Raw genomic sequence first — 22,972 nt, 5'->3', positions numbered from 1 at the left:
TCAACGCGATCGTCGAGCACGTCGAGAGCTCACCGGAGCTGTTGCGTGTCGACGAGCTCTGCGACCGCTTCGACATCGGCGAGCGGACGCTGCAGCGCCTGCTGCACAAACGCATCGGCCTGGGACCGAAGTGGCTGATCCGTCGCCGACGGCTGCAGGAGGCCGCCGACCGGCTCCGTGACGCCGACGCCGAGCTGGCCGGGATCGCTGTCGACCTGGGCTACGCCGACCAGGCGCACTTCACGCGGGACTTCCGCACGGTGACGGGTCTGACCCCCGGCGAGTTCGCCTCCCGCTTCCGCTGATCGACGCGCGGCTCCCAGCACGCCCCGAGCCGGGGCACAGCAGGGGCGCAGAGCGGGTACAGCCATGGATCAACCTGCCCTGCTTCGCTCTGGGAGTGGCGCCGGCGCCAGGTGGCGTCCGGGCCGATCGAGGTGGAGCTGATGGGACTCACGGACTCGGCACTGCCGTTCGTCCTCGGGGCGCTGGCGCTGGTGGTCTTCGTGCTCGTGGCCATCGGATGGCCGAGCCCGGGACGACGTCCCCTGCGGATCACCGTCCGCGCCGTCCAGGCCCTCCTGCTCAACGCGCTGGTGCTCGTCCTGGCCGGCGTGCTGGTGAACGACCAGTACCTGTTCTTCGTGTCCTGGTCGGACCTGCTCGGCTCCGGTTCCGAGCACGCCGGCCCTGCCGTGACCGTCGGCGACGCGAAGGCCGGGGGGCTGGTCCATCTCGCCGGCGGCCTGCGCGCGCCGGCTGCCGCGACGCTCCCGCCCCTGCCCAGCCCGGGCCAGCGTGACCAGACGTACACGGTGACCGGCCCGGTGTCGGGGCTCACCGGCCAGATCGTCGTGCTCCTGCCCAAGGGCTACGACCCGTCCGGGTCCCAGACCTACCCCGTCATCGAGTCCCTCGCGGGCTACCCCGGGCAGCCGCGCTCGAACTTCCACGGCTTCGCCCTCGACACCACGTTCCAGGACCTCGTCGACCGGCACACCATCCGGGCTCCGATCATCGTGATGCCGCAGATCAACACACCCCCCTATCTCGACACCGAGTGTGTCAACGGCCCCCGCCGTTCCGGGCTGCAGACGGAGACGTGGCTCGCCCGGGACGTTCCCGACTGGGCGGCCAAGCACTTCCACGTCGCGCTGCAGCGCACCTCGTGGGCGGTCATGGGGTTCTCGTACGGAGGCTGGTGCGCGGCCATGCTCGCGATGCACCACCCGAGCACCTTCGGTGCGGCGATGTCGCTCATGGGCTACTTCCGCCCCGAGTTCGGTCCCGCCTACGACCCCCTGACCCAGGGCATCGGCAACTACGACCTCGCCCACCTCGCCCGGACCTCGCCTCCGCCGGTCTCGCTCTGGCTCATGGCGAGCAAGGCCGACCCCCAGGCCTATCCGCAGCTCGTCGCGTTCCTCAGGAGCGTCCGGTCGCCGATGGCCGCCACGTCCGTGGTCCTGCGCACCGGTGGCCACCGGATGGACACCATCCCTCCGGTCCTGCCCGAGATGCTGACCTGGCTGCGCGGGGCGCTGCCCGGCTTCGCGCCCTGAGGCCCGGGGCCGCGCGAGCCCCGGGACGCCCACCGCCCGCCGTGGCGGGACCGTTGCGGCAGGCCAGACGGGGTCAGGCGGGTCAGGCGGGCCGACCCTCGAGGACCTCGCTCGCCTCCGACCCCGGGTGCGTCTGGCGGCGCAGGGCGGCGGCACACTCGGCCACGACGGCGAGCGCCAGGCCCACGGCCGTGTCGTCGGCCGGCTCCGGCACGATGCGGCTCACGATGCCTCGGGCGGCGAGGTCGAGCGCTCCCACCTGCTGCAGCTGCGCCATCTCGGCGGCGTGCGACACGTCGCCGTGCACGATGACGCTGGCCCCCTCGGGCGGCAGCGGCGAGAGCCACGCGTTCTCGGCCGCGATCACCTCACGTGCCGGCAGCAGCGCGAGCGCCCCACCGCCACAACCCTCCCCGAGCACGACCGACACGGTCGGGACCGTCATCGTCGTCAGCGTCGCGATGCAACGGGCGATCTCGCCGGCGATCGCACCCTCCTCCGCGTGCTGGGACAGCTCGGCCCCGGGGGTGTCGATGACGGTGACGAGCGGCAGCCCCAGCTCCTCGGCGAGACGCATGGCCCGCCGCGCCTCGCGCAGGGCTCCCGGACCCATCGGCGTCGAGTCCGACTGCCGGGACCGGTCCTGGCCCACGAGCACGCACGGCTGGCCGTCGAGGCGGGTCAGCGCCACGAGCATCGTCGCGTCGCGCTCGCCCTCGTCGGTGCCGTTGAGCCGCAGCGTGCTGCTGGCCCCGTGGCGCAACAGGTCACGCACGCCGGGACGGTCGGGTCGACGCGTCACCTCGATCGACTCCCACGCCGAGAGGTGCCCGCTCGGCTCGCCCTCTCGCCGGGCGAGCCTCGGCACCGTCGGGCCGTCGACGAGCACGCCGAGGGCCCGGTCGACGAGCATCGGCAGCTCCTCGGCAGCCACCACGGCGTCGAGCACGCCCTTGGCGGCGAGGTTCTCGGCCGTCTGCACGCCGGTGGGGAACGGCTCGCCGTTGAGCGCCTCGAAGACCTTCGGGCCGAGGAAGCCCACGAGCGCGCCCGGCTCAGCGACGGTCACGTGCCCGAGCGAGCCCCACGACGCATACACGCCTCCGGTCGTCGGGTGCCGCAGCTGCACGAGGTAGGGCAGCTTCGCCGCCCGGTGCGCCATCAGGGCCCGGGAGATCTCGACCATCTCGACGAAGGCGGGCGTGCCCTCCTGCATGCGCGTGCCGCCCGACGCCGTCGAGGCGAGCACCGGCAGTCCCTCGGCCGTCGCCCGCTGGACCGCCGCGGTGATGCGCTGGGCGGCCGCGCGTCCGATCGACCCGGCCAGGAAGCGGAACTCGTTGACGACGACCGCGACGGGGCGCCCACGCACGAGACCTCGCCCGGTCAGGACCGACTCGTCGGTGCCGGCCTTCGCGGCGGCCGCCTCGAGCTGGAGCCGGTATGCCTCGGGCTGGTTGCTGATGTCGATCGGCTCGTCCCACGACTGGAACGACCCGGCGTCGAGCACGAGGTCGAGCAGCTCGTGCGCGGTCCACGGTCGGCGCGCCATCACTCCCCCTTCAGCCAGGCCCGGATGGCGGCGCCGTCCTCGTCCAGGGTCGGCGGCGCCTCGTGGTCGTGCCGGGTGAGCTCGGCGCCGTCGCCGGCGAAGAAGCGCAGCGGCGGCCCGGGCAGCGTGAGCCGCCCGAGGGTCGAGTGCTCGACGTCGACGAGCAGGCCCTGGCTCGCGGTCTGGTCCCACGCATACACCTCGTCGAGGCTGCGCACCTTGCCCGCCGGGATGCCGACCTCCGCGAGACGGGCGAGCAGCGGCTCGGCGTCCCACTCGGCGAAGACGGCCTCCACGGCCGCGATGACCCGGCCACGGTTGGCGACGCGCTCGGCGTTGGTCGCCATGCCCTCGGCCACCGGGTCGAGCCCGAAGCCCGCGCACAGCCGCTGCCACAGGCTCTCGCTGCCCACCGCGATCTGCACCGAGCCGTCACGGCAGTGGAACAGGCCGTAGGGGACGATCGACGGGTGGTGGTTGCCGGCCGACCGGCCCACCTCGCCGGCCACCGTCCACCGGGTGCCCTGGAAGGCGTGGACGCCGACGACCGCCGCGAGGAGTGAGGTGCGCACGACGGTTCCGACACCGGTCCGGTGTCGTTCGTTGAGCGCGGCCACCACGCCGTACGCGCCGTACATCCCGGAGAGCAGGTCGGCGATGGGCACGCCGACACGCTGTGGGTCGTCAGGCCCCGAGCCGGTCAGGGACATCAGCCCGGCCTCGCCCTGGGCGATCTGGTCGTAGCCCGCCCGGCCGCCCTCCGGCCCGTCGTGGCCGAAGCCGGTGATCGACAGGACGACGAGGCGGGGGTTGCGCTCCATCAGCGACTCGATGCCGAGGTCCAGGCGCTCGAGCACACCGGTCCGGAAGTTCTCCACCAGCACGTCGGCACGGTCGACGAGGGCGAGCAGCACGTCCCGGTCGGCCGCGTCCTTGAGGTCGAGGGTGATCGACTCCTTGTTGCGGTTGGCCGACAGGAAGTACGTCGACTCGCGCCGTCCCTCCTCCCCGACGAAGGGAGGACCCCAGCCGCGGGTGTCGTCCCCGCGCCCCGGCGCCTCCACCTTGATGACGCGGGCGCCCTGGTCGGCCAGCATCATCGTCGCGTGTGGCCCGGCCAGGGCGCGCGAGAGGTCGACGACGAGGACGTCGGAGAGGGGTCCAGACACGGTCATTGCATTCACCATCCGGGGAGGATCAGGGCGGCCCACACGAGCAACGGGCCGGCGATGACCACGATGACGCTGTAGGTGAGGATCTGCTTGTAGTACACCGGCTCGCTGATGGTGTCGGGCCGGTTGGCCAGCATCAGTGCGCCGTTGGTGGAAAAGGGGCTCACGTCGACGATCGTCGAGGCGATGGCGAGCGCCGCCACGAAGGCCGCCGCCCCGATGCCGCCGTTGGCGATGAGCGGCACGGCGATCGGGATGATGACCGGCAGCAGCGCCGTCGAGGAGGCGAAGGCGGAGACGACGCCGCCGACGTAGCAGAGCACGAGGGCACCGACGATGGCCGCGCCGAGCCCGGCGGCCCAGCCACCCACGAACTCGGGCGCCTTCGCCTCGGTCAGCACGGCGGCATACGTGCTCACGCCGGCGACGAGCAGGACGGTCGGCCACGCGACCTGCTTGATCGCGTCCTTGTGCTGGATCGGCGAGAGCATCGCGAGGATGACGGCGGCGGTGATCGAGACGAAGCCGATGTTCTTGTCGAAGGCGAGCGCGATGACCGCCACCAGCGTGAAGGCGACGAGCGTCAGCACCTGGTCGCGCTTGACGCCGAGGGCCTGGGTGCGGGTGGCCGTGATGGTCCCGGTGCCGCGGGTCAGGACGCCGACGCCGCCGTGGTGCAGCTCCTCGGTCAGCTCCTCCCCGCCGACCTCGCCGTCGATGTCGTCGGCGCGCAGGCTCATGAGGCGCCGGCCACCGAGGACGACGAAGAGCACGACGGCCATCAGCAGGTTGACCGCGAGGCTCGCGAGGAAGACGGTCATGGGGCTCGAGGGAAGGTTGTTGTCCTTCATCACTGAGTTCGTGATGGTGCCGTAGATGCTGATCGGTGAGAAGCCGCCGCCCTGGGCGCCGTGCACGACGAACATGCCCATCAGGAGGGGGTTGATCTTGTAGCGCGCGGCGAAGCCGAGGGCGATCGGGCCGATGATGGCGCAGGCCGCCGGGCTGGCGGCACCGATCGCGGTGAGCAGCGCGGTCACGAAGAACATGACCCACGGGATGAGGGCTACACGCCCACCGACGGCCTTGACGGCCGATCTGACGATGAGGTCGACCGTGCCGTTGTTCTTGGTGATGGCGAAGAGGTAGGTGACGCCGATGAGCGTCAGGATCAGGTCACCACTGACCCCGGCGAGGATCTCCTTCTCGCTCAGCTGGAGCGAGTAGACCCCGACGAGCCACGCGGCCACGTAGGCCAGGGCTCCCATGTTGATCGGCAGGAGTGTCCCGATCACGAACAGCGCGACGAGCGCGATGATGGAGACCCATTCCGGTCCCATAGGTGTCCTCCGTGGATGTCGGCCAGCATCCCTGTCTCCACGCCGTTGTGACGAGGCCCTCGGCTGGCTCAGTGGCCTAGCCAATAGGTCAATTGTCCGAGTGTCAATAGCATGGACCCATGACCGCATCCGGGCTGCCCCGCCTCACGCGGACCCGCCTCTACGAGCAGGTCGCGGAACAGATCACCGCATGGATCGACTCCAACGGCCTGCAGGCGGGCGACCGCCTCCCTCCCGAGCGCGAGCTCGCCCAGCGCCTCGGCGTGAGCCGGGCGACCCTGAGCCAGGCCCTCGTGGCGCTCGAGGTCATCGGCGTCGTCACCGTCCGCCACGGGGACGGGACGGTGCTCTCCGAGGCCTTGGGGCCGCGGCGGATCGTGGAGGCGATCCGGGCGCACGCGCACCGGCTGCCCGAGATCATCGACACCCGCGACGCGCTCGAGACGAAGATCGCCTCCCTGGCCGCCGAGCGGCGCACCCCCGAGGACCTCGACCGCATCGACGAGGCGCTCGCGGTGATGGCACGAGAGGTCGAGGCCGGCGGCCGCGGCGTCGACGGCGACGAGCGCTTCCACGGCGCCGTCACGGCCGCCGCCCACTCGCTCCTGCTCGCCCGCCTCATGGAGGAGATCCGCGACCTGATCCGCGAGACGCGCATCGAGTCGCTCTCCCAACCGGGCCGCCCCACGGACTCGCTCGCCGCGCACCGCGCCATCGCCGACGCCATCCGCGCCGGCGACCCCGAGGCGGCGGCCGACGCCATGCACGCCCACGTCGTCATGGTGAGCGACGTGGCGGTGCTGCGGGACGGCGCGTGACCTGGCTCGAGATGCTCGGCGTGCTCGGCGCCGGTCTGGCTGCCGGGGTGCTCACCTCCACCGTGGGCGTCGCCTCGCTCGTCAGCTTCCCGGTGCTGCTCGCCGTCGGCCTGCCCCCGGTCGTGGCCAACGCGTCCAACACCGTCGGCCTCGTGCCGGCCGGCATCAGCGGCTCGTACGGCTACCGGGCCGAGCTGCGCGAGCACCCGCGCATCGCCTGGACCGTCGTCGTGACGTGCGCCGTCGGCGCGGTCGCGGGTGCGACACTGCTGCTGGCGCTGCCCTCGAGCGTCTTCGAGGCCGTCGCGCCGTGGCTCATCCTCTTCACCTGCCTGCTGGTCGGCGTGCAGCCGTGGGTCGCGCGCTGGCTGCGCTCGCGCGGCGGTGAGGACCTCGGGCAGCGCACGCGCATGGGCCCGGTGACGACCTCCTTCGCGCTGCTGACCGGTGTCTACGGTGGCTACTTCGGCGCCGGATCGGGCGTCATGATGGTCGCCGTGCTCGGCCTCGGCCTCGACATCGACCTCCGGGTCGTCAACGCGCTGAAGACCTTGGCGATCTTCGCCGGCAACGTCGTGGCGAGCGTGGTCTTCATCCTCGTCGCGGACCTCGACTGGCGCGCCGTCGTGCTGCTCGGGGCCGGGTCGGTCGTCGGGGGCCACGTCGGCGCGCGGGTCGGTCGCCGCCTGCCACCCACGCTCTTCCGGGCGCTCGTCGTCGTGGCCGGGGTCGTGGCCGCGGTCCTCCTCCTCCGCTGACCGGCGCCGTCAGCTGCTCGTGGCCTCGCGGTGGCGGCGGGCGAGCTCCAGGTAGACCTCGGCATTGGTGCGGATCCGCTCCAGACCGGCCTCGTCGATCTCGCGACGGACCTTCCCGGGCACGCCGGCGACGAGCGACCGCGGCGGGATCACCGCGCCCTCGGGCACGACGGCGCCCGCGGCGACGAGGCTCCCGGCGCCGATGTGCGCGCCGTTCAGCACGACCGAGCCCATCCCGATGAGGCAGTCGTCCTCGATGGTGCAGCCGTGCAGGACCGCGCGGTGCCCGACCGAGACGCCGGTGCCGATCGTCGTCGGGTGGCCCGAGTCGGTGTGCACGACGACGCCGTCCTGCAGGTTGCTGCGCTCGCCGAGGACGATGGGGTCGAAGTCGGCGCGCAGCACAGCGGTGTACCAGACGCTGGAGCCGGCGCGGAGCTCGACGGCGCCGACGAGGTCGGCGCCGGGGGCCACCCAGGCGGTCCTGTGGACCGTCGGGGTGACGCCACCCAGCGCGATGATCACGAGCGCACCGGCTCGCGGTCGGTGGCACCAGTGGCGCTGGTGGCGCCGGTGGAGTGCAGCTCGGCCGTCGCCATCCGGCGGCGGATCCACGGCACGAGGGCGAAGAGGACGCCCGTGACGACCAGCGTGATGACGCCGTTGACGACGTAGTACTGCGAGTTCGGCAAGCCGTCCATGGCCTTGATGAGCTGGGCGGCGAGCGCCTGGCCGGCTGCGGTCCCGAGGAACCACAGCGCCATCGCCTGGCTCGCGAACGCCTTGGGGGCCAGGCGCGTCGTGGCCGACAGGCCGACGGGCGACAGGCACAGCTCGGCGACGGTCTGCAGCACGAAGATGCCGCCGAGGACGTACACCGGGGCGGTGTTGCCCGAGTAGCTGGCGAAGGCCCAGGCCATGGCCAGCGCCGACATACCGATGAGGCCGACGCCGAGGGCCATCTTGGCCGGCGTCGACGGGAAGCGACCGGCCCGACGCGTCCAGATCCAGCCGAAGACGGGCGCCAGCACGACGATGGCCAGCGGGTTGACCGACTGGAACCACTCGGGGTTGATCGAGACGCCCGCCACCTGGGTGACCGTGTTCTTCTCCGCGAAGAGTGCCATCTTGCCGGCGGCCTGCTCGAAGATCATCCAGAAGAGCATGGCGCCGATCCACAGCGGCAGGTAGGCGGCGAGGTGCGACTTCTCCTCGCGCTCGACCTTCGGGCTGCGGAACATCATCGTGAAGTAGGCGATGGGCGTGAGCACGGCCACGATGGAGATGGCGTCGATGACCTGGTCGAGGACCGTGTCGCGCCACAGGCCGGCGAGCAGCACCACGACGGCGAAGGCGACGACCGCGCCGACTGCGAGGCCTGCGACGCGTCCGCGCTCCTGCGGCGACAGCGGGTTGGGCACGTCGTCGACGGCCGGGCCGAGGTTCCTGCGCCCGAGGATGAACCACGCGATCGCGATGGCCATGCCGACCGCAGCTGCCGAGAAGCCGGCGTGGTAGCCGTAGTGGTCCCGGAGCCAGCCGACGACGAGCGGTGAGAAGAACGAGCCGATGTTGATCGACATGTAGAAGATCGAGAAGCCGCCGTCGCGTCGTGCGTCCTCGGGGCGGTAGAGCGTGCCGACCATCGCGGAGACGTTGGGCTTGAGCAGCCCGGTGCCCAGTGCGACGAGCGCGATGCCCAGCCAGGCGGTGCCGGCAGCCGGGATGGCCAGGCAGACGTGCCCGGCCATGATGACGACGGCGCCGTAGAGCGTCGAGCGCCTCGCGCCGAAGACGCGGTCAGCGGTGAAGCCCCCGATGATCGAGAGCAGGTAGACGGAGGCGCCGTAGATCGCCACGACCGCGGTCCCGGTCGTCTCGTCGATGCCGAGGCCACCCTTGGCCGCGGTGTCGATGAGGAAGTAGAGCAGGATGGCGCGCATCCCGTAGTACGAGAAGCGCTCCCACAGCTCGACGAAGAAGAGGGTCGAGAGGCCCTTGGGGTGTCCGAGGAAGGCGCGGTCGTCGGCGCTCGAGCCCGACCCTGGTGTCGGCGGGCGGTCCTGGATCTGTGTGGACATGCGGTTCTCCAAGCCCCTCGTGAGGGCGGTTTCGGACGACAGACAACCGTCCCAAACTAAGGAAGTCGCCGAGCAGATCCAAACTCAGGACGTCCGCGCGACGCCCTCCCGCAGGGCCAGGGCGTGCTTGACCAGGCCCGTCGCGAGGGCTGCTCCGACGCCCTCACCAGCGCGGATGCGCAGGTCGAGCAGCGGCTCGAGACCGAGATCGGCGAGCACGAGGGCGTGGCCTTTCTCACGCGAACGCTGTCCTGCGACGAGGTGCGCCGCCACGGCCGGCTCGAGGCGCGCCGCGGCCAGGGCGCACACCGACGTGGCGAGCCCGTCGAGGACCACGACGCCTCCGGACCGCACGACGCCGAGCACCAGCCCGGTGAGGAAGGCCAGCTCTCCCCCGCCCAGCCGGCGCACCGCGTCCGACGGCTCGACCGGGGAGCCTTCCGCGGCGCCGACCCGGGCCAGCGCCCGCGTCACGACGTCGCGCTTGCGCTCGACCATCGGGGCGTCGGCGGAAGAGCCGCGTCCGACGACCTCGACGGCCGGCACGCCGAGCAGCGCGCCCGCGACGGCGGCCGCGACGGTCGTGTTGCCCACCCCGACCTCGCCGAGCGCCACGGGACCGTCGCCCGCGAGCGCCTGGCCGCGCTCCTGTCCAAGAGCGAGCAGGGCGGCATACGTCGGCTCGTCCAGCGCGTCTGTGCTGACGAGATCTCCTCGGGCACAGGCGATTCCGGCGTCGACGAGCTCGACCTGCAGCCCCGCGGAGCGGGCGGCGACGGCGCCCATCGACGTGCCTTCGCGTGCCGCCCGGGCCACGTCGGCGGTGACCGACGGGTCGAAGGCGGAGACGCCGTATGCCGTCACGGCGTGGTCCGCGGCCGCGATGACCAGGGTGCCCGGCCCGTCCACCGCAGTCAGAGCCGTGATGCGGTCGAGCACCGTGTCCAGGACGCCCAGCGACCCGGGAACGGTGAGCAGCTCGTCGGAGCGGTCCCGGGCGGCGACGAGCTCAGCGGGCTCGGGGGCACGCAGGTGCGAGGTGGGGGCGTCGCGTTCGGTCCACCGCTCGCGCATGACGACGTCCTCGAGCGGGAGGCGCCTGCTCCACCCGGCACGCTCGAGGCCCGGCTCGGGCGGTCGCTCGTCGGGCCACCCCAGGCAGAGCCAGCCGAGCGTCTCCACCCCGTCGGGGAGGCCGAGCAGCTCGGCGAGCTCCGCCGGCTCGAAGAGGGTGACCCAGCCGAGCCCGAGCCCGTGCACGCGGGCGGTGAGCCAGATGTTCTCGATGGCGGCGGCGCACGACCACAGGTCCGCGTCGGGGAAGGTGGCGCGGCCGAGCACGCCGGCGGCGGGGGTGCGGCGGTCGCAGGCGACGACGACCCCCACTGGCGCCTCGCGGATGCCCTCGAGCCGCAGGTCGAGCAGGCCGCGCGCCGACTCCTCGGCCATCCCGGCCGCCTGCCGCAGCCGGCAGCGGTCGGCCATGAGCGCCGCCGCGTCACGGGTCGCCGCCTCCGTCACGACGACGAAGCGCCACGGCTGGGAGTGCCCGACCGACGGCCCCCGGTGGCCCGCGGTGAGCACGGCGGTCAGCACGTCGTCGGGGACGGGGTCGGGCCGGAAGCGCCGGATGTCGCGGCGCGCGCCGACGACCCGCTCGAGCGAGGGGATGTCGTCGCGCAGCGCCCAGGCGTCCGGCGCCGACGCCCGCTCGGCCGCGGAGGTCGGGTCGCCGATCCTCGGGACGGGCCTGCGGAAGCTCACGCGCGAGACCCTACTTCGCCGCCTGGATCCACGAGCGCGTCGTGCCGAGCACCCGGCTGCCGTCGGTGTCGGCGAGCGACATCCCGACGAACGCCGTCGCGCCCTCGGACGTCTGCCAGCGGAAGCGGTAGTCCTCCGACGTGGCGGCGTCGGCGATGGCGACCGCGGCGTCCCGGGACGACTGGGCGTTGGCGAAGGCTCCAGCGGACCGCGCGAGGTAGGCGTCGAGCTGGGCGGCATACGGGTCGGGGCCGTTCGGGCCGTCGGAGGGCACGTCGGGTCGCGCGACGTTGACGACGAAGTCGCTGGCGACGGCGGCCGGCTCGACGACGCTGACGCGGACGCCGTGGGCGAGCATGACGACGGCGAGGGACTGCATGAAGCCCTCGACGGCGAACTTCGCGCCGCAGTACGCGTCGGCGAAGGGCTGGCCGACGGCGCCTCCGACGCTCGTGACGGTGAGCACCCGGCCGGAGCGCGCCTCGCGCATGTGGGGCAGGACGAGCTTGGTCAGGGCGACGGGTCCGAGGTAGTTGACCTCCAGCTGCTCGCGGACCTCGTCGAGACTCAGCTGCTCGGCGGTCGCGACGGCGCCGCGTCCGGCGTTGTTGACGAGCACGTCGATGCGGCCGTGGTCGGCGAGGATGCCCTCGACGCAGGTCCGGGCGGCGTCGTGGTCCGTCACGTCGAGCGGCCGCACCTCGACCTCGGCACCGGCGTCGGCCGCAGCCTGTCGCAGCGCGGCGTCACGTCCTGTGTCACGCATCGTGGCGACGACGGTGTGGCCGCGGCGAGCGAGCGCGACGGCGGTGTGCAGGCCCATGCCGGAGGACGTCCCGGTGACGACGGCGACGGGGCGGCCGTTCGGGCTGGTGGAGGGGCGGTTGTCCATGCCCGGACGCTACGCCCGGGAGGCTCAGGCGTCGATGTCGTCGAGCCCGGCGATGACGATCTCGAGGAGCCGGGCGAGCTCGTGCCGCTCGTCGTCGGACAGGCCCCGGAGCGTGTCGCTCTCGACGACGTTGGACTCGCGCACGGCCGCGCTGAACAGCGCCCAGCCGTCCTTCGTGAGGGAGACGAGCGTGCGGGTGCGGTTGGACTCGTCGGGCCGGCGCTCGAGCAAGCCGCGGCCGGCCATCTTGTCGAGGCGGTGGGTCATCGACGACGGCGCGACGTTGGACAGGTCGGCGAGCTGGCTGGGGGTCAGGCAGGTGTCACCGGCCCGGGCCAGGGCGGCGAGCACCGCCCACTCGCCCTGCGAGAGGTCGAGGTCGGCGAACTGGCGGACGTACCACTGGTCGAGCTTCTTCGTCACGGCGTAGACGGCCGTGATGACCCGCTGCACCGACTCCTCGCCGCCCGCGGCGACGTACGTGGCGACGTCGGCCGCGTGCTCCTGCTGGGCGGTCCGTCGTCGCTTCGCTGCCATGGAAACGCATTGTGGCACCTATCTGGGCGGGTGCTACTCTTTCGAAGTCGAACTTCGAATACGAAATATTCGAGGTCGAAGGCGTGTTGACTCCGCCGGTCCCCCGAACACCAACCCTCGGAAAGGGTGTGAAACCCATGCGCACCAAGCTGCTCATCCTGGCGTCGTCGATCGGCATGCTCGGATGGGGCACCGTCTTGCCCTACCAGTACGCGTATGCGGCCGACACCCGCGGCTGGGGCGCCTTCGCGGCCGCCCTGGCCAGCACCCTCTTCTCCGTGGGTGCGCTCGTCGCGGCACCCTTCGCCGGGCGGCTCAGCGACCGCTTCAACCCGGTGACCGTCGCCGTCCTCGCCAAGCTGCTCGCCGCTGCCGGCGTCGCCAGCCTGGTCTGGGCCGACGACGCCTCTACCTTCCTCGTCGGCATGTTCGTCTTCGGCTTCGGCCTCACGGCGTCCACGCCCGCCGCGTCCGTGCTCGTCCTGCGCTGGGCCGGGCACGGCGACCGGCGCAAGGTCTTCGCCTACAAGTTCACCGCGGAGTCCATCGGCATGGCCGTCGGCGCCTTCGTCGCCGGACAGTTCGTCGACCTCTCGAAGGCCAATGGCATGACGCTCGCCTTCGTGGCCGCCGGCCTCGGGTTCGCGCTGTCCGCCGGCATCATCCAGCTCGCCGGCATCGGTGCACCCGCCGACGCTGAGGTGGACGTCGCCGCCGGCGAGGCGGAGCCGCGCGTCGGCACCCTCGAGGCGCTGCGCCGCATCTTCGCCGTGCCGGCGCTGCGGTGGACGGCAGTCGTCACGGTCACCCTCGCGCTCGGCTTCTACGCCCAGTTCGAGTCCGGCCTGCCGGCCTACGCGCTGACGGTGCTCGGCACCCCGGCGTCGGCGATCGGCCTCGCGGCCGCGGTCAACTGCGTCGTCATCGTCCTGCTGCAGGTCGTCGTCGTCCGGCTCACCGCGCACCGTCCAGCCGGTTCGCTGCTCATGGTCGTCGGTGGCATCTGGACGCTGTCCTGGGTCGTGCTCTCGACCGCCCAGCTCGTCTCGCCGGCCGTCGCCTCGGCGCTCTTCGTCACGACCTTCGGCATCTTCGCCGTCGGCGAGACGATGTATGCGCCGGTGCTCAATCCGCTCACCGCGAGCCTCGCCCCCAAGGGCCTGGTGGGCACCACGCTCGGCACGTTCACGGCGATCCAGACGACCTTCTCGGCCGTCGGGCCGCTCGTCGCCGGCGCCCTGCTCGGGCTCGGCCTCGCGGACGGCTTCCTCGGCCTGCACCTGGCCATCAGCCTCGTCGCCGTCTACGGCGCCTGGCGCCTGCGGGCCGCGCTGCGTTCTCGTCCCGCCGAGGAGCGCGTCGGCCGGCCGGTCACCGCGCCGGTCACGGGCCCGGCTGCCGCCGCCACGGCGGCACCCGCCGAGCCTGCGGTGACGGCTGCGGCCTGAGCCGCAACGGACGGCGACCGCCGTCGCCCGACTTCGAGCAGCAGCTTCCCCGCTTCTTCCGCAACCGCACGGTCGACTACACGCTCATGGCCATCGGGGCCCGGGTCGCGGCGTTTCGGTGCGTACACCTAGGTCGTGCCGACCAGCGAGGTGGTGCTCGCCGGTCGCGTGCCGAGCCGGGTCAGCGGGCGTTGAAGGCCTCGATGCGGTCGATCGCCTCCGCGACGGCCGTCCTGCCGGCGGCGAAGCTGAGCCGCACCGAGCGACCGCCGGCGCGGTCGTCGAAGTCGCCTCCCGGCGTGATGGCAACGCCCGCCTCGTCGAGCAGCGCGCGTGCGTATGCCGCCGAGCCGCCCCAGCGCTCGAGCTGCGGTGCCAGGTCGGCCCAGTAGTAGAACGCGCCGTCGGGGGGCGCCGCCTCACCCCAACCGAGGCGGGCTGCATTGTCCAACAACAGCTTGCGCGTCCTCGCGAACTCGGCAACTGCCTCGTCGCACTCGCTGTAGGACTCCTCCGCGAAGGCCGACACGGCGGCATACTGCGCCGGCGCCGGCGGGCACAGCGCGACGTTGCCGGCGAGCGCGTCGACGGGGCGCACGAGGTCCTCGGGCAGCAGCATCCAGCCCAGGCGCCAGCCGGTCATCCCCCAGTACTTGCTGAAGGAGGAGATGACGAGGGAGGTGTCGCCGCACTCCCACGCGCACACGCCGCGCGGGTCCGCCGCGCCCGGGTCCGGGTAGGTGACGCCGTGGTAGATCTCGTCGCTGACGAGGCGCACGCCGTTGGCCGCGCACCAGTCGGTGATGGCCGCGAGCTCGGCTCGGTCGACCATCGTGCCCGTCGGGTTGGCGGGCGAGGCCACGATGAGCCCGGCGAGCGGGCCGCCCTCCTGGGCGGCGTCGAGCAGCGCCGGCGTCGGCTGGTAGCGCGTCTCGGGGCCGCAGTCGATCTCGACCACCTCGCACCCGAGCGAAATGAGGATGTTGCGGTAGGCCGGGTAGCCGGGGCGCGCGAGGGCGACGCGGTCGCCGGCGTCGAAGGCGGCGAGGAAGGCCAGGACGAAGCCGCCGGACGAGCCCGTCGTGATCGCGACGCGCGCCGGGTCGACGTCGACGCCGTACCAGCGCCCGTAGTGCATCGCGATCTCGGACCGCAGCTCGCGGATGCCGAGCGCCGAGGTGTAGGTCAGGGGCCGGCCCGAGGTGTGGATCCGGGCGGCCGCCTCGGAGACCAGCGCAGGCGCACCCCCCGACGGCTCGCCCGCGCACAGCGACACCACGTCGCGGCCCTCGGCGCGCAGCACCGCCACGCGGTCGAGCACGTCCATGACCTCGAACGGCGGCACCTGCGAGCGCCGGGACGGGGGGAGCGGGCGGGTCTCGGAGGTCACCCGGCCAGTGTGCCGGAAGCCTCGACATCGGCTGCCACGCCCCCGGCGCGGACGTAGTCTGCAGAGCATGGACCTGGGACTGCACCTCGCTGACTTCACGTGGAGCGGCGGCTCCGAGACCTTTGTCGACGACCTCGTCCGCACGGCGAAGACCGCCGAGGACGTCGGCTTCACCAAACTGTCGGTGATGGACCACGTCTGGCAGATTCGGGGCGTCGGCCCCAAGGAGCACGAGATGCTCGAGGCCTACACGGCGCTCGGCTTCCTCGCCGCGGTCACCGAACGCGTACAGCTGCTCGCGTGGGTCACGGCCGCGATCTACCGCGAGCCCGGCCTGCTCGCCAAGGAGGTGACGACCCTCGACGTGCTGTCCCGGGGGCGGGCGATGCTCGGCATCGGCGCCGCCTGGAACGAGGAGGAGTGCGTCGGCCTCGGGCTGCCCTTCCCGTCCACCGCCGAGCGCTTCGAGCGCCTCGAGGAGACGCTGCAGATCTGCCTCCAGATGTGGAGCGACAGCGACGAGCCGTATGCCGGCAGGCACTACCGGCTCGGCAGCACCCTCAACTCGCCGCAGTCCGTGCAGCGCCCGCACCCACCGATCCTCATCGGCGGGGGCGGCGAGAAGAAGACGCTGCGGATGGTGGCGCAGTACGCCCAGGCCTGCAACCTCTTCGACAGCCCGGAGCTCGGGCACAAGCTCGACGTGCTTCGGGGACACTGCGAGGCGCTCGGTCGCGACTACGACGAGATCGAGAAGACGGTGATGGGTCCGGTCGACCCGGGCCCGAACGGCGAGAACGTCGACGCCACCCTCGAGCACCTGCGGGAGCTGGCGGGTCTCGGCGTGACGCACGTGCAGATGCGCGTCGCCGACGGCTCGCGCACGGACTGGCTCGAGCTGATCGGAGAGCGGATCATCCCCGAGGCCGCGAAGTTCTGAGGTGGCGTCCGGCGCCTGACCGCTTTGCCCGTTGCCCCGCCTCGACGCCCCGGAGGAGTCTGGATGAGGCGGCGGTGCCGCGAGGGCGCTGCCCGGACACGGAGGAGGTGGGCCGTGTACGCACGATCCACGACGGTCCTTGGCCAGCCCACGATGATCGATGCGGGCATCCAGCACGTCAGGGACGTGGTGATGCCGCAGGTCAGAGGCATGTCCGGTTGCGCCGGCATCTCGCTGCTCGCCGACCGCTCCAGCGGTCGGTGCATCGTGACCACGGCGTGGGAGTCGGAGCAGGCCCTGCGCGAGTCCGCAGGGCCCGTGAGCCCCATCCGCAGCCGCGCGGCCGAGGAGTTCGGCGGCGAGGTGACGGTCGACGAGTGGGAGGTGGCCTACCTGCACCGCGACCACCGCGCCGCCGACGGTGCCTGTGCCAGGGTGGTGTGGTCTCAGGCGGACCCGGCAGCCGTCGACCGCATCGTCGACCACTTCAGGACCAGCTCCATGCCCCGGGTCGAGGGGTTCGAGGGTTTCTGCAGCGCGAGCCTGTTCGTCGACCGCGCGGCGGGGCGCAGTTGCGTCACCGTCACCTACGACTCGACCGAGGCGATGGCGAAGGCGTCCGACAAGGCCATGGGCCTGCGAGCCGAGCTCGTGCAGGAGACCGGCATGCGGGTCATGGAGGTGGCCGAGTTCGAGCTCACCCTGGCACACCTCGACGTGCCCGAGCTGGTCTAGGCCCTCTGGGCGGCGCTTCGGACGCGCTCCGGACGGTGTCGGTCGCCACTGGCCGGCGCCGTCCCCGCTGCCCGTCGGCCGAGTCGGTCAGGTCACCCGATGGGGGGTCGCGGCTTGAAGCGGCGCACCTCCTGCGGCCAGCCGCAGCCCTCGGCGATCCTCCCCGCCCACATCTTGGCCGTCTCGTCGTCGGGCACGTCGATGACGGTGAACCCGCCGAGAAACTCCTTGGTCTCGACGTAGGGCCCGTCGGTGACGACCGGGGTGCCTCCGTCCGGCTCGGCGCTGTAGACCGGGCCGTCCTCCTCCTCGAGCCCTCCCGCGAAGATGTAGGCGCCGGCATCCTTCAGCTCTTTCATGACCGCCACGGACGGCTCCACCCGCCCGCGGAACCACTCCTCGCTGTGGTCGCCGACCCACTGCTGGTTGAAGTAGACGAGGTACTCGGGCACGGCTGCTCCTTCTGCTCGGGCGGCCCCGGTGGACCGCGGTCACGTACTCCACGATCGGCGACGGGCGATTTCGACAGGCCCTCACCGAGGACCTGGGCGAACTTGGGCTCATCCTGCCCGACCGATCCTGTCGCGTGGTGGGCATGATCAGTCCCATGACCACGCGCCGCGGCCTCTTCGTCGCACCGTTCGACTCCCTGGCCGACCCGCGGGTGGTGGGCGACCTCGCGGCCACCGCGGAGGCGGCGGGCTGGGACGGTTTCTTCCTCTGGGACCACCTGCAGTACGGCGAGAGGGTCACCGACATCGCCGACGTGTGGACCTGCTGCGCGGCCGTGGCGATGCGGACCGAGCGGCTGCTCCTCGGCCCGATGGTGACCCCGCTCGCACGGCGTCGCCCGCAGGTCCTGGCACGGCAGGCCGCGAGCCTGGCGGTGCTCTCCGGGGGCCGGTTCGTGCTGGGACTCGGGCTCGGCGACGACTGGGTGGGCGAGTTCGGCGCCTTCGGCGACGAGCCGGACCCGCGGGCGCGCGCCCGGATGCTCGACGAGGGCCTGGACGTCCTCACCGCGCTGCTGTCCGGCGAGCGGGTCGAGCACGACGGCGCCCACTACACCGCCCACGGCGCCCGGTTCCGTCCGGCCCCGGCCGTGCCCATCTGGCTGGCTGGGCGGTTCGGCAACCGCGCGCCGCTGCGCCGTGCCGCCAGGCGCGACGGCTTCTTCGTCATAGACGTCGACCGGCCCGACGACCTCGGCGTGGTGGGCGCCGACCTCGCTGGGCACCGGCCGGCACCGGGCTTCGAGCTGGTCGTCGACCTGCGGCCCGAGCAGGACCCGGCCCCGTGGCTCGACCGCGGTGCGTCGTGGGTGCTGACGAGGATCGGTCCCTACGACCTCGACCTCGCAGAGGTCCGCCGCATCGTCGAGGACGGGCCGGCGGCTAGCGTGCTGTCATGAGCCCACTCCCCTGCGGACTCCCCTGCGGACTCCCCTGCCGACGCGGACCTGGCCGGTGAGCCGGCCGTCCGGTGGTTCCGGCGACGTCACCGCACCCAAGGGCTCCCGGTCCGAGCCGGCGCTGGAGGAGGCCTACGAGCGCCTCCTCGACGAGGGTCACGAACGTCTGGACCGGCCGTTGCTCCCACTGCTGTCGACCGGGCTGCTGGGCGGGGTCGACGTCGGGGTCGGGGTGCTGATCTACCTCGTGGTCGAGGCGTACACCGGCAACCGCCTGCTCGCCGCCCTCGCCCTCTCCATCGGCTTCGTGGCGCTGCTGCTCGCCCGCAGCGAGCTGTTCACCGAGAACTTCCTCGTGCCGGTCATCTCGGTCGTGGCCAGGAAGGGCACGCTCGTGCAGCTGGTGAGGCTCTGGGTGGTCACCCTGGCGGCCAACCTCGCCGGCGGCTTCGTCATGGCGGGGATGATCGTGGTGGCCCTCCCGGACGTGCACGAGGCCGCGGTGAAGGCGGGGTCGCACTACGCCCACCTCGGCGTCTCGTGGCGCTCGTTCTTCCTCGCGGTCCTGGCCGGTGCGGTCATCACCCTGCTGACCCGCATGCAGCACGCCACCGAGAACCTCGGCGTCCGCCTCGTCCCCGCCGTGCTCATGTCGTTCGTGCTCGTCGGCGCCGAGCTCTTCCACTCGGTGCTGGACTCGATCCTGATGTTCACCGGGCTCCTCACGGGTGCCGCCGACTACGGCTACCTCGACTGGCTCGGGGCACTGGGCTGGTCGGCGTTCGGCAACCTCGTGGGCGGGCTCGTGCTCGTCACCGGCATCCGCCTGCTCCGGGTCCCCCACCGGGTGGCCGAGAGCCGCGAGCAGGCCCAGGCCGGCTGACGGGCTCGCACGGGCTGACGCGCGCCGAGACGAGTTTGCTCGCCGGGGACGACGGGTACCTCGAGGGCATGACCGAGCCCCTCATCGCCGTCCTGGACATCGACGGGACCCTCGTCGACTCCAACTACCAGCACGCGCTGGCGTGGTACCGCGCGCTGCGCTCGGTCGGAGTGACCCACCCGGTGTGGCGGCTGCACCGGCTCATCGGCATGGGCGGCGACCAGGTCGTCAAGGCGGTCGGCGGCGACGAGCTCGAGGCCCGGGTGGGCGACCGGGCGCGCGAGGAGCAGGGCAAGCAGGTGGACGCCATGCTCGACGAGATGACTCCCCTGCCCGGCGCCCGCGACCTGCTCGTGGCCATCAAGGAGCGCGGCCACCGCCTGGTGCTCGCAAGCTCCGGTCAGCAGCGCCACGTCGACTTCTTCCTCGACCTGCTCGACGCCCGCGACATCGTCGACGACTGGACCACCAGCTCGGACGTCGAGGCGTCCAAGCCGGCACCGGACCTGCTGCACGTGGCGCTGGAGAAGGTCGGCGCGCCCCCGGATGCTGCGAGCGTCATGGTCGGTGACTCGGTGTGGGACGTCGAGGCGGCCAAGAAGGCCGGGATGCCGGCGATCGTGGTGCGCTCGGGCGGCTTCGGCGACGACGAGCTCGAGCGCGCCGGTGCCATCGCGATCTTCGACACCCCCGGCGACCTCGCCGAGTCGCTGGCCGACACCCCGCTCAGCTGAGGATGTCGGCGCGCCGGAACCGTCGGTAGGCCAGCATCGTGAAGGCCGCCGCCCAGACGAGCGACCACAGGGTGCCGTGCACCATGTCGGTCCAGTCGGGTGACACGGCCAGGGCGTCCTGCCACGAGCGGGAGTAGTGGCCGGGGAAGGCGTTGCGGTAGGGATCGAGCGCGTCGAGCTGGTCGAGGATGCTGAACAGGATGTTGACCAGCACCGCGCCTCCCACCGCCGCGAGCGGGGCGTCCGAGCGCGTGCCGATCCAGAACGCGATGGAGGCGACGGGCAGCAGCGTCACGAAGATGTAGGCCATCGCGAGCGCCAGCCGCGGCAGGAACTGGCCCCACGAGAGGTTCTCGCCGAGCGGGTTGGTCAGCGGGTCCCACCCGTAGGCGATGCCGCCGACGAGCAGCCCCCACGCCGGAAGGAGCACGGTGGCCAGCAGGGTGGCGGCGACGCCGATCACGAGCTTGCTGGTGAGCAGCCTCGCCCGCTGGACCGGTGCGATCAGCAGGTAGCGCAGGGACGACCACGACGCCTCGGCCGGGACGGCGTCGCCGCAGAAGAGCGCGGCGAGGAGCACGAGGAGCAGCTCCGAGGCGAGGAAGACGAGGACGAGGCTGAAGTTGGCGGCGCCGCTCTGGGCGAGGTCGAAGATGCGGCTCGAGGCGCTGCCGCGGCTGTTGCCCGAGCGCTGGCCGAAGGCGAAGGAGCCGACGAGGACGAGCGGCAGCGCGAGGAGCAGCCCGAAGGCCCACAGGGTGCGCCGCCGACCCCACTGGCGCCGCAGCTCGGACGGCCACGAGAGCGGTTCGTGCACCTGCCGGACCTCGCCGGCGGTCTCTTCCGGGACGACCGTGCTGCTCATCGGACCCTCACCTGCCTCAGTCGCTCGACGAGGGAGGCCTCGTCCCCGGTCTGCCCGTCCGCCCCGGCCGGGGCGCTGGCCGACGAGATGACGCCGAGGAAGACCTCCTCGAGGTGGCGGCGGCTGGTGACGCCGACGACTGGCAGGCCGGCAGCGACCGCCGCGGCCACGATCTCGGCCCGGCCCCGGTCCGCCACGACGACGAGGCGCGTCGGGGTGTCGATGCGCACGTCGCGGACGCCCTCGGCCGCCCCGAGCGTGCGGACGCCGGCGCGTACGGCGTCGTGGTCGACGTGCTCGGGCAGGTCGAGGATCGTCGTGTCGTCACTGTCGACGAGCTCGGCGACCGGGCCCGAGGTGGCCACCCGTCCGGCGTGCATGACGACGACGTGCGTGCAGGTCATCTCGACCTCCGCCAGCAGGTGGCTCGACACGACCACGGTGCGGCCGCTCTCGGCGTAGCGCCGCAGGATCGGGCGCATCGCGGCGATCTGCGGCGGGTCGAGACCGTTGGTCGGCTCGTCGAGGATGAGCAGCTCGGGCAGGCCGAGCATCGCCTGCGCGATGCCGAGGCGCTGGCGCATGCCCTGGCTGTAGGACTTGACCGGGCGGTCGACCGCCCCGCCGAGCGCCGCCACGTCGAGCGCCTCGTCGAGGTGGGCGTCCTCCGGCGCACGTCCGGTGGCGGACCAGTACGCCTCGAGGTTCTGCCGGCCGGTCAGGTGCGGCAGGAAACCCGGTCCCTCGATGAGCGCACCGACCCGGCCGAGGACGGGCGAGCCGGCCGTGACCTGCTCCCCCAGCACGTGGACGGTGCCGGCGTCGGCGGAGATCAGGCCCATGACCATCCGCATGGTCGTCGTCTTGCCGGCACCGTTGGGCCCGAGCAGCCCGACGACCTGGCCCTTCTCGGCCCGCCAGGAGACGTCGTCGACCGCGCGGTGGCCGTCGGCATACGTCTTGACGAGCCCCTCGACGACGAGCGGCACGTCGGCGAGGTCGGGGCGCGCGGGCAGGTGCAGGCGACGCCTGCGACGTACCAGCCAGCCGACGAGGGCGGAGACGAGCAGCAGCACGAGAGCCGACGCGGCGAGGAGCGTCTCGGTGTCGACGCTGCTCGCGATCGCTTCGGTGGCCGCGGCGCCGACCGCGACCGGGAGCACCAGCGCGGAGGCGTCGGAGACGCGGATGGTGCTCGGGGTGCGGGAGTTGGCGTAGGTCGACTCGGTGCTCGTCAGCAGCACGCGCCACCGGGTCCCCGCCGGCAGCTCGTAGGTCGCCGCGGGCAGCGAGAGGGTCACCGGGGTGGGACGGCCGGGCGTCACCGGCACCCGAACCGGCGCCACGAGCGGGTTGGTCAGCGTCGTCGAGCCGCCGGTGACGCGCCACACCGACGCGAACAGCGTGACGTCGCGCGCGTCGGAGGTGACGGTGAAGCGCAGCGTCGGCGACCCCACGACGGTCGTGGACCGGTCGATCGGCGCGGTGTCGAGTGCCGTGGACTGCCCGGGCAGCGCAGCGATCTGGTAGGTCGAGAGGCTGACCCCGAGCGAGGCGAGCCCCGGGACCGCGACGAGGGAGGCCGGCTGCCCGCCGGGTGGGTGCACGAGCGCACCGCCGCGGGTGACCAGGGGAAGCGAACGCGTGGTCAGCGTGGAGCCCGAGAGGCCGGGGTATGCCGGCAGCGTGTGCAGCGTCGTCGGCTGGCCCTGTCGGGCGGCCGGGGTCGGGTACGTGAAGGCCGCGGTGGGCAGGGCCGAGTCCCTGGGCGCCTGGTCCCGCACGTAGTGGTCGAGCCACGTGTAGGAGGCCTCGAGCTCCTCACCCTCGTGGGTGCTCGGGGCGTCGTGGCCGCCGTCGCTCCACCGGACGGCATACGGCGTCCTCGTGGCAGCGAGGGCCGACGCGTTGGCGTCGGCCTGGTCGAGGCCGAAGAGGGAGTCGCCGATGCCCTGCACGAGGAAGGTGGGGGCGGTGACCCGGTTCATCGTCGGCTTGGGGCTGTGCGCGCGCAGCAACGCGGTCAGCTGGGGCGACGCGGCGCCCGTCTCGGAGGCCTGGACGAACAGCGTGCAGATGGTCGGGTCGAA

General features: G+C 72.6%; 22 protein-coding genes. 10 read left to right on the top strand and 12 right to left on the bottom strand.

The window, feature by feature from the left end:
* Both ABD194_RS08980 and ABD194_RS08975 read left to right on the top strand, forming a co-directional pair.
* On the top strand, nt 1-305 hold a 305-nt coding region (locus ABD194_RS08980; protein WP_343990352.1), incomplete at its 5' end, for a helix-turn-helix domain-containing protein.
* A gap of 141 nt (nt 306-446) precedes the next feature.
* Complete coding sequence (locus tag ABD194_RS08975; protein ID WP_343990349.1) at nt 447-1,562, top strand: alpha/beta hydrolase; 1,116 nt, start codon at nt 447-449, stop codon at nt 1,560-1,562.
* 82 nt (nt 1,563-1,644) lie between these two features.
* On the opposite strand, the gene ABD194_RS08970 is transcribed toward ABD194_RS08975, so the two are convergent.
* Genes ABD194_RS08970 through ABD194_RS08960 form a run of 3 tightly spaced genes read right to left on the bottom strand, consistent with a single transcriptional unit; the run spans nt 1,645 to nt 5,626 of the window.
* Nucleotides 1,645-3,114, bottom strand: coding sequence for a carboxyl transferase domain-containing protein (locus ABD194_RS08970; protein WP_343990346.1), 1,470 nt, complete (start codon nt 3,112-3,114; stop codon nt 1,645-1,647).
* Nucleotides 3,114-4,289: a CaiB/BaiF CoA transferase family protein gene (locus ABD194_RS08965; protein WP_343990343.1), complete on the bottom strand. Its 1,176-nt coding sequence runs from the start codon at nt 4,287-4,289 to the stop codon at nt 3,114-3,116. The genes ABD194_RS08970 and ABD194_RS08965 overlap by 1 nt, the downstream gene beginning before the upstream one ends.
* A gap of 5 nt (nt 4,290-4,294) precedes the next feature.
* Entirely contained in the window at nt 4,295-5,626 is a 1,332-nt protein-coding gene (locus ABD194_RS08960; protein ID WP_343990340.1) for an SLC13 family permease, read from the bottom strand.
* A 119-nt stretch (nt 5,627-5,745) separates the two neighbouring features.
* Here ABD194_RS08960 and ABD194_RS08955 point away from each other — a divergent pair, with 119 nt between their 5' ends.
* Together ABD194_RS08955 and ABD194_RS08950 are read left to right on the top strand one after the other, a co-directional pair.
* Nucleotides 5,746-6,444 carry a FadR/GntR family transcriptional regulator gene (locus ABD194_RS08955; RefSeq protein ID WP_343990337.1) on the top strand — a complete coding sequence of 233 codons (699 nt, stop codon included), beginning with the start codon at nt 5,746-5,748 and terminating at the stop codon, nt 6,442-6,444.
* The gene (locus tag ABD194_RS08950; protein WP_343990334.1) at nt 6,441-7,202 is read left to right on the top strand and encodes a sulfite exporter TauE/SafE family protein; all 762 of its coding nucleotides are present in this window, start codon (nt 6,441-6,443) and stop codon (nt 7,200-7,202) included. The genes ABD194_RS08955 and ABD194_RS08950 overlap by 4 nt, the downstream gene beginning before the upstream one ends.
* A 9-nt stretch (nt 7,203-7,211) precedes the next feature.
* Here the strand turns inward: ABD194_RS08950 and ABD194_RS08945 are convergent, their stop codons facing one another.
* The 5 genes from ABD194_RS08945 to ABD194_RS08925 form a co-directional block, all read right to left on the bottom strand.
* The gene (locus ABD194_RS08945) at nt 7,212-7,727 is read right to left on the bottom strand and encodes a gamma carbonic anhydrase family protein (protein ID WP_343990331.1); all 516 of its coding nucleotides are present in this window, start codon (nt 7,725-7,727) and stop codon (nt 7,212-7,214) included.
* Entirely contained in the window at nt 7,724-9,283 is a 1,560-nt protein-coding gene (locus ABD194_RS08940) for a peptide MFS transporter (protein WP_343990328.1), read from the bottom strand. The genes ABD194_RS08945 and ABD194_RS08940 overlap by 4 nt, the downstream gene beginning before the upstream one ends.
* Nucleotides 9,284-9,367: 84 nt before the next feature.
* Entirely contained in the window at nt 9,368-11,047 is a 1,680-nt protein-coding gene (bluB, locus tag ABD194_RS08935) for a 5,6-dimethylbenzimidazole synthase (RefSeq protein WP_343990325.1), read from the bottom strand.
* Nucleotides 11,048-11,057: 10 nt separating this feature from the next.
* A complete protein-coding gene (locus tag ABD194_RS08930) occupies nt 11,058-11,939 on the bottom strand; it encodes an SDR family NAD(P)-dependent oxidoreductase (protein WP_343990322.1) in 882 nt (293 codons plus the stop codon).
* Nucleotides 11,940-11,963: 24 nt separating this feature from the next.
* On the bottom strand, nt 11,964-12,476 hold the full coding sequence (locus ABD194_RS08925; RefSeq protein WP_343990319.1) for a MarR family winged helix-turn-helix transcriptional regulator: 513 nt from the start codon (nt 12,474-12,476) through the stop codon (nt 11,964-11,966).
* A 137-nt stretch (nt 12,477-12,613) separates the two neighbouring features.
* Between ABD194_RS08925 and ABD194_RS08920 the strand changes: the two genes are divergently transcribed.
* The gene (locus ABD194_RS08920; RefSeq protein WP_343990316.1) at nt 12,614-13,924 is read left to right on the top strand and encodes an MFS transporter; all 1,311 of its coding nucleotides are present in this window, start codon (nt 12,614-12,616) and stop codon (nt 13,922-13,924) included.
* A gap of 181 nt (nt 13,925-14,105) precedes the next feature.
* On the opposite strand, the gene ABD194_RS08915 is transcribed toward ABD194_RS08920, so the two are convergent.
* On the bottom strand, nt 14,106-15,251 hold the full coding sequence (locus tag ABD194_RS08915) for a pyridoxal phosphate-dependent aminotransferase (RefSeq protein WP_343990355.1): 1,146 nt from the start codon (nt 15,249-15,251) through the stop codon (nt 14,106-14,108).
* A gap of 130 nt (nt 15,252-15,381) precedes the next feature.
* Between ABD194_RS08915 and ABD194_RS08910 the strand changes: the two genes are divergently transcribed.
* Both ABD194_RS08910 and ABD194_RS08905 read left to right on the top strand, forming a co-directional pair.
* Complete coding sequence (locus ABD194_RS08910) at nt 15,382-16,254, top strand: LLM class F420-dependent oxidoreductase (RefSeq protein WP_343990313.1); 873 nt, start codon at nt 15,382-15,384, stop codon at nt 16,252-16,254.
* A gap of 114 nt (nt 16,255-16,368) precedes the next feature.
* The gene (locus tag ABD194_RS08905) at nt 16,369-16,989 is read left to right on the top strand and encodes a hypothetical protein (protein ID WP_343990310.1); all 621 of its coding nucleotides are present in this window, start codon (nt 16,369-16,371) and stop codon (nt 16,987-16,989) included.
* Between the two features lie 92 nt (nt 16,990-17,081).
* Here ABD194_RS08905 and ABD194_RS08900 read toward each other — a convergent pair whose 3' ends face one another.
* Entirely contained in the window at nt 17,082-17,441 is a 360-nt protein-coding gene (locus ABD194_RS08900) for a YciI family protein (protein ID WP_343990307.1), read from the bottom strand.
* A 155-nt stretch (nt 17,442-17,596) separates the two neighbouring features.
* On the opposite strand from ABD194_RS08900, the gene ABD194_RS08895 reads away from it, so the two are divergent.
* From ABD194_RS08895 to ABD194_RS08885, 3 genes are all read left to right on the top strand, one after another.
* Nucleotides 17,597-18,400, top strand: a complete 804-nt coding sequence (locus ABD194_RS08895) for an LLM class flavin-dependent oxidoreductase (RefSeq protein WP_343990304.1) — start codon at nt 17,597-17,599, stop codon at nt 18,398-18,400.
* 55 nt (nt 18,401-18,455) lie between these two features.
* Nucleotides 18,456-19,283: a formate/nitrite transporter family protein gene (locus tag ABD194_RS08890; RefSeq protein WP_343990300.1), complete on the top strand. Its 828-nt coding sequence runs from the start codon at nt 18,456-18,458 to the stop codon at nt 19,281-19,283.
* 68 nt (nt 19,284-19,351) lie between these two features.
* Entirely contained in the window at nt 19,352-20,017 is a 666-nt protein-coding gene (locus ABD194_RS08885; protein WP_343990297.1) for an HAD family hydrolase, read from the top strand.
* Here the strand turns inward: ABD194_RS08885 and ABD194_RS08880 are convergent.
* Together ABD194_RS08880 and ABD194_RS08875 are read right to left on the bottom strand one after the other, a co-directional pair.
* A complete protein-coding gene (locus tag ABD194_RS08880) occupies nt 20,010-20,882 on the bottom strand; it encodes an ABC transporter permease subunit (protein ID WP_343990294.1) in 873 nt (290 codons plus the stop codon). The genes ABD194_RS08885 and ABD194_RS08880 overlap by 8 nt on opposite strands.
* A partial coding sequence (locus ABD194_RS08875; RefSeq protein WP_343990291.1) for an ATP-binding cassette domain-containing protein occupies nt 20,879-22,972 on the bottom strand: 2,094 nt, incomplete at its 5' end. The genes ABD194_RS08875 and ABD194_RS08880, both read right to left, overlap by 4 nt.

This window comes from Terrabacter terrae, assembly GCF_039529575.1.
Taxonomy (GTDB): Bacteria; Actinomycetota; Actinomycetes; order Actinomycetales; family Dermatophilaceae; genus Terrabacter; species Terrabacter terrae.
Note: the sequence above shows the minus strand (reverse complement) of the source record. Positions and strands in the feature narration are given on the sequence as shown.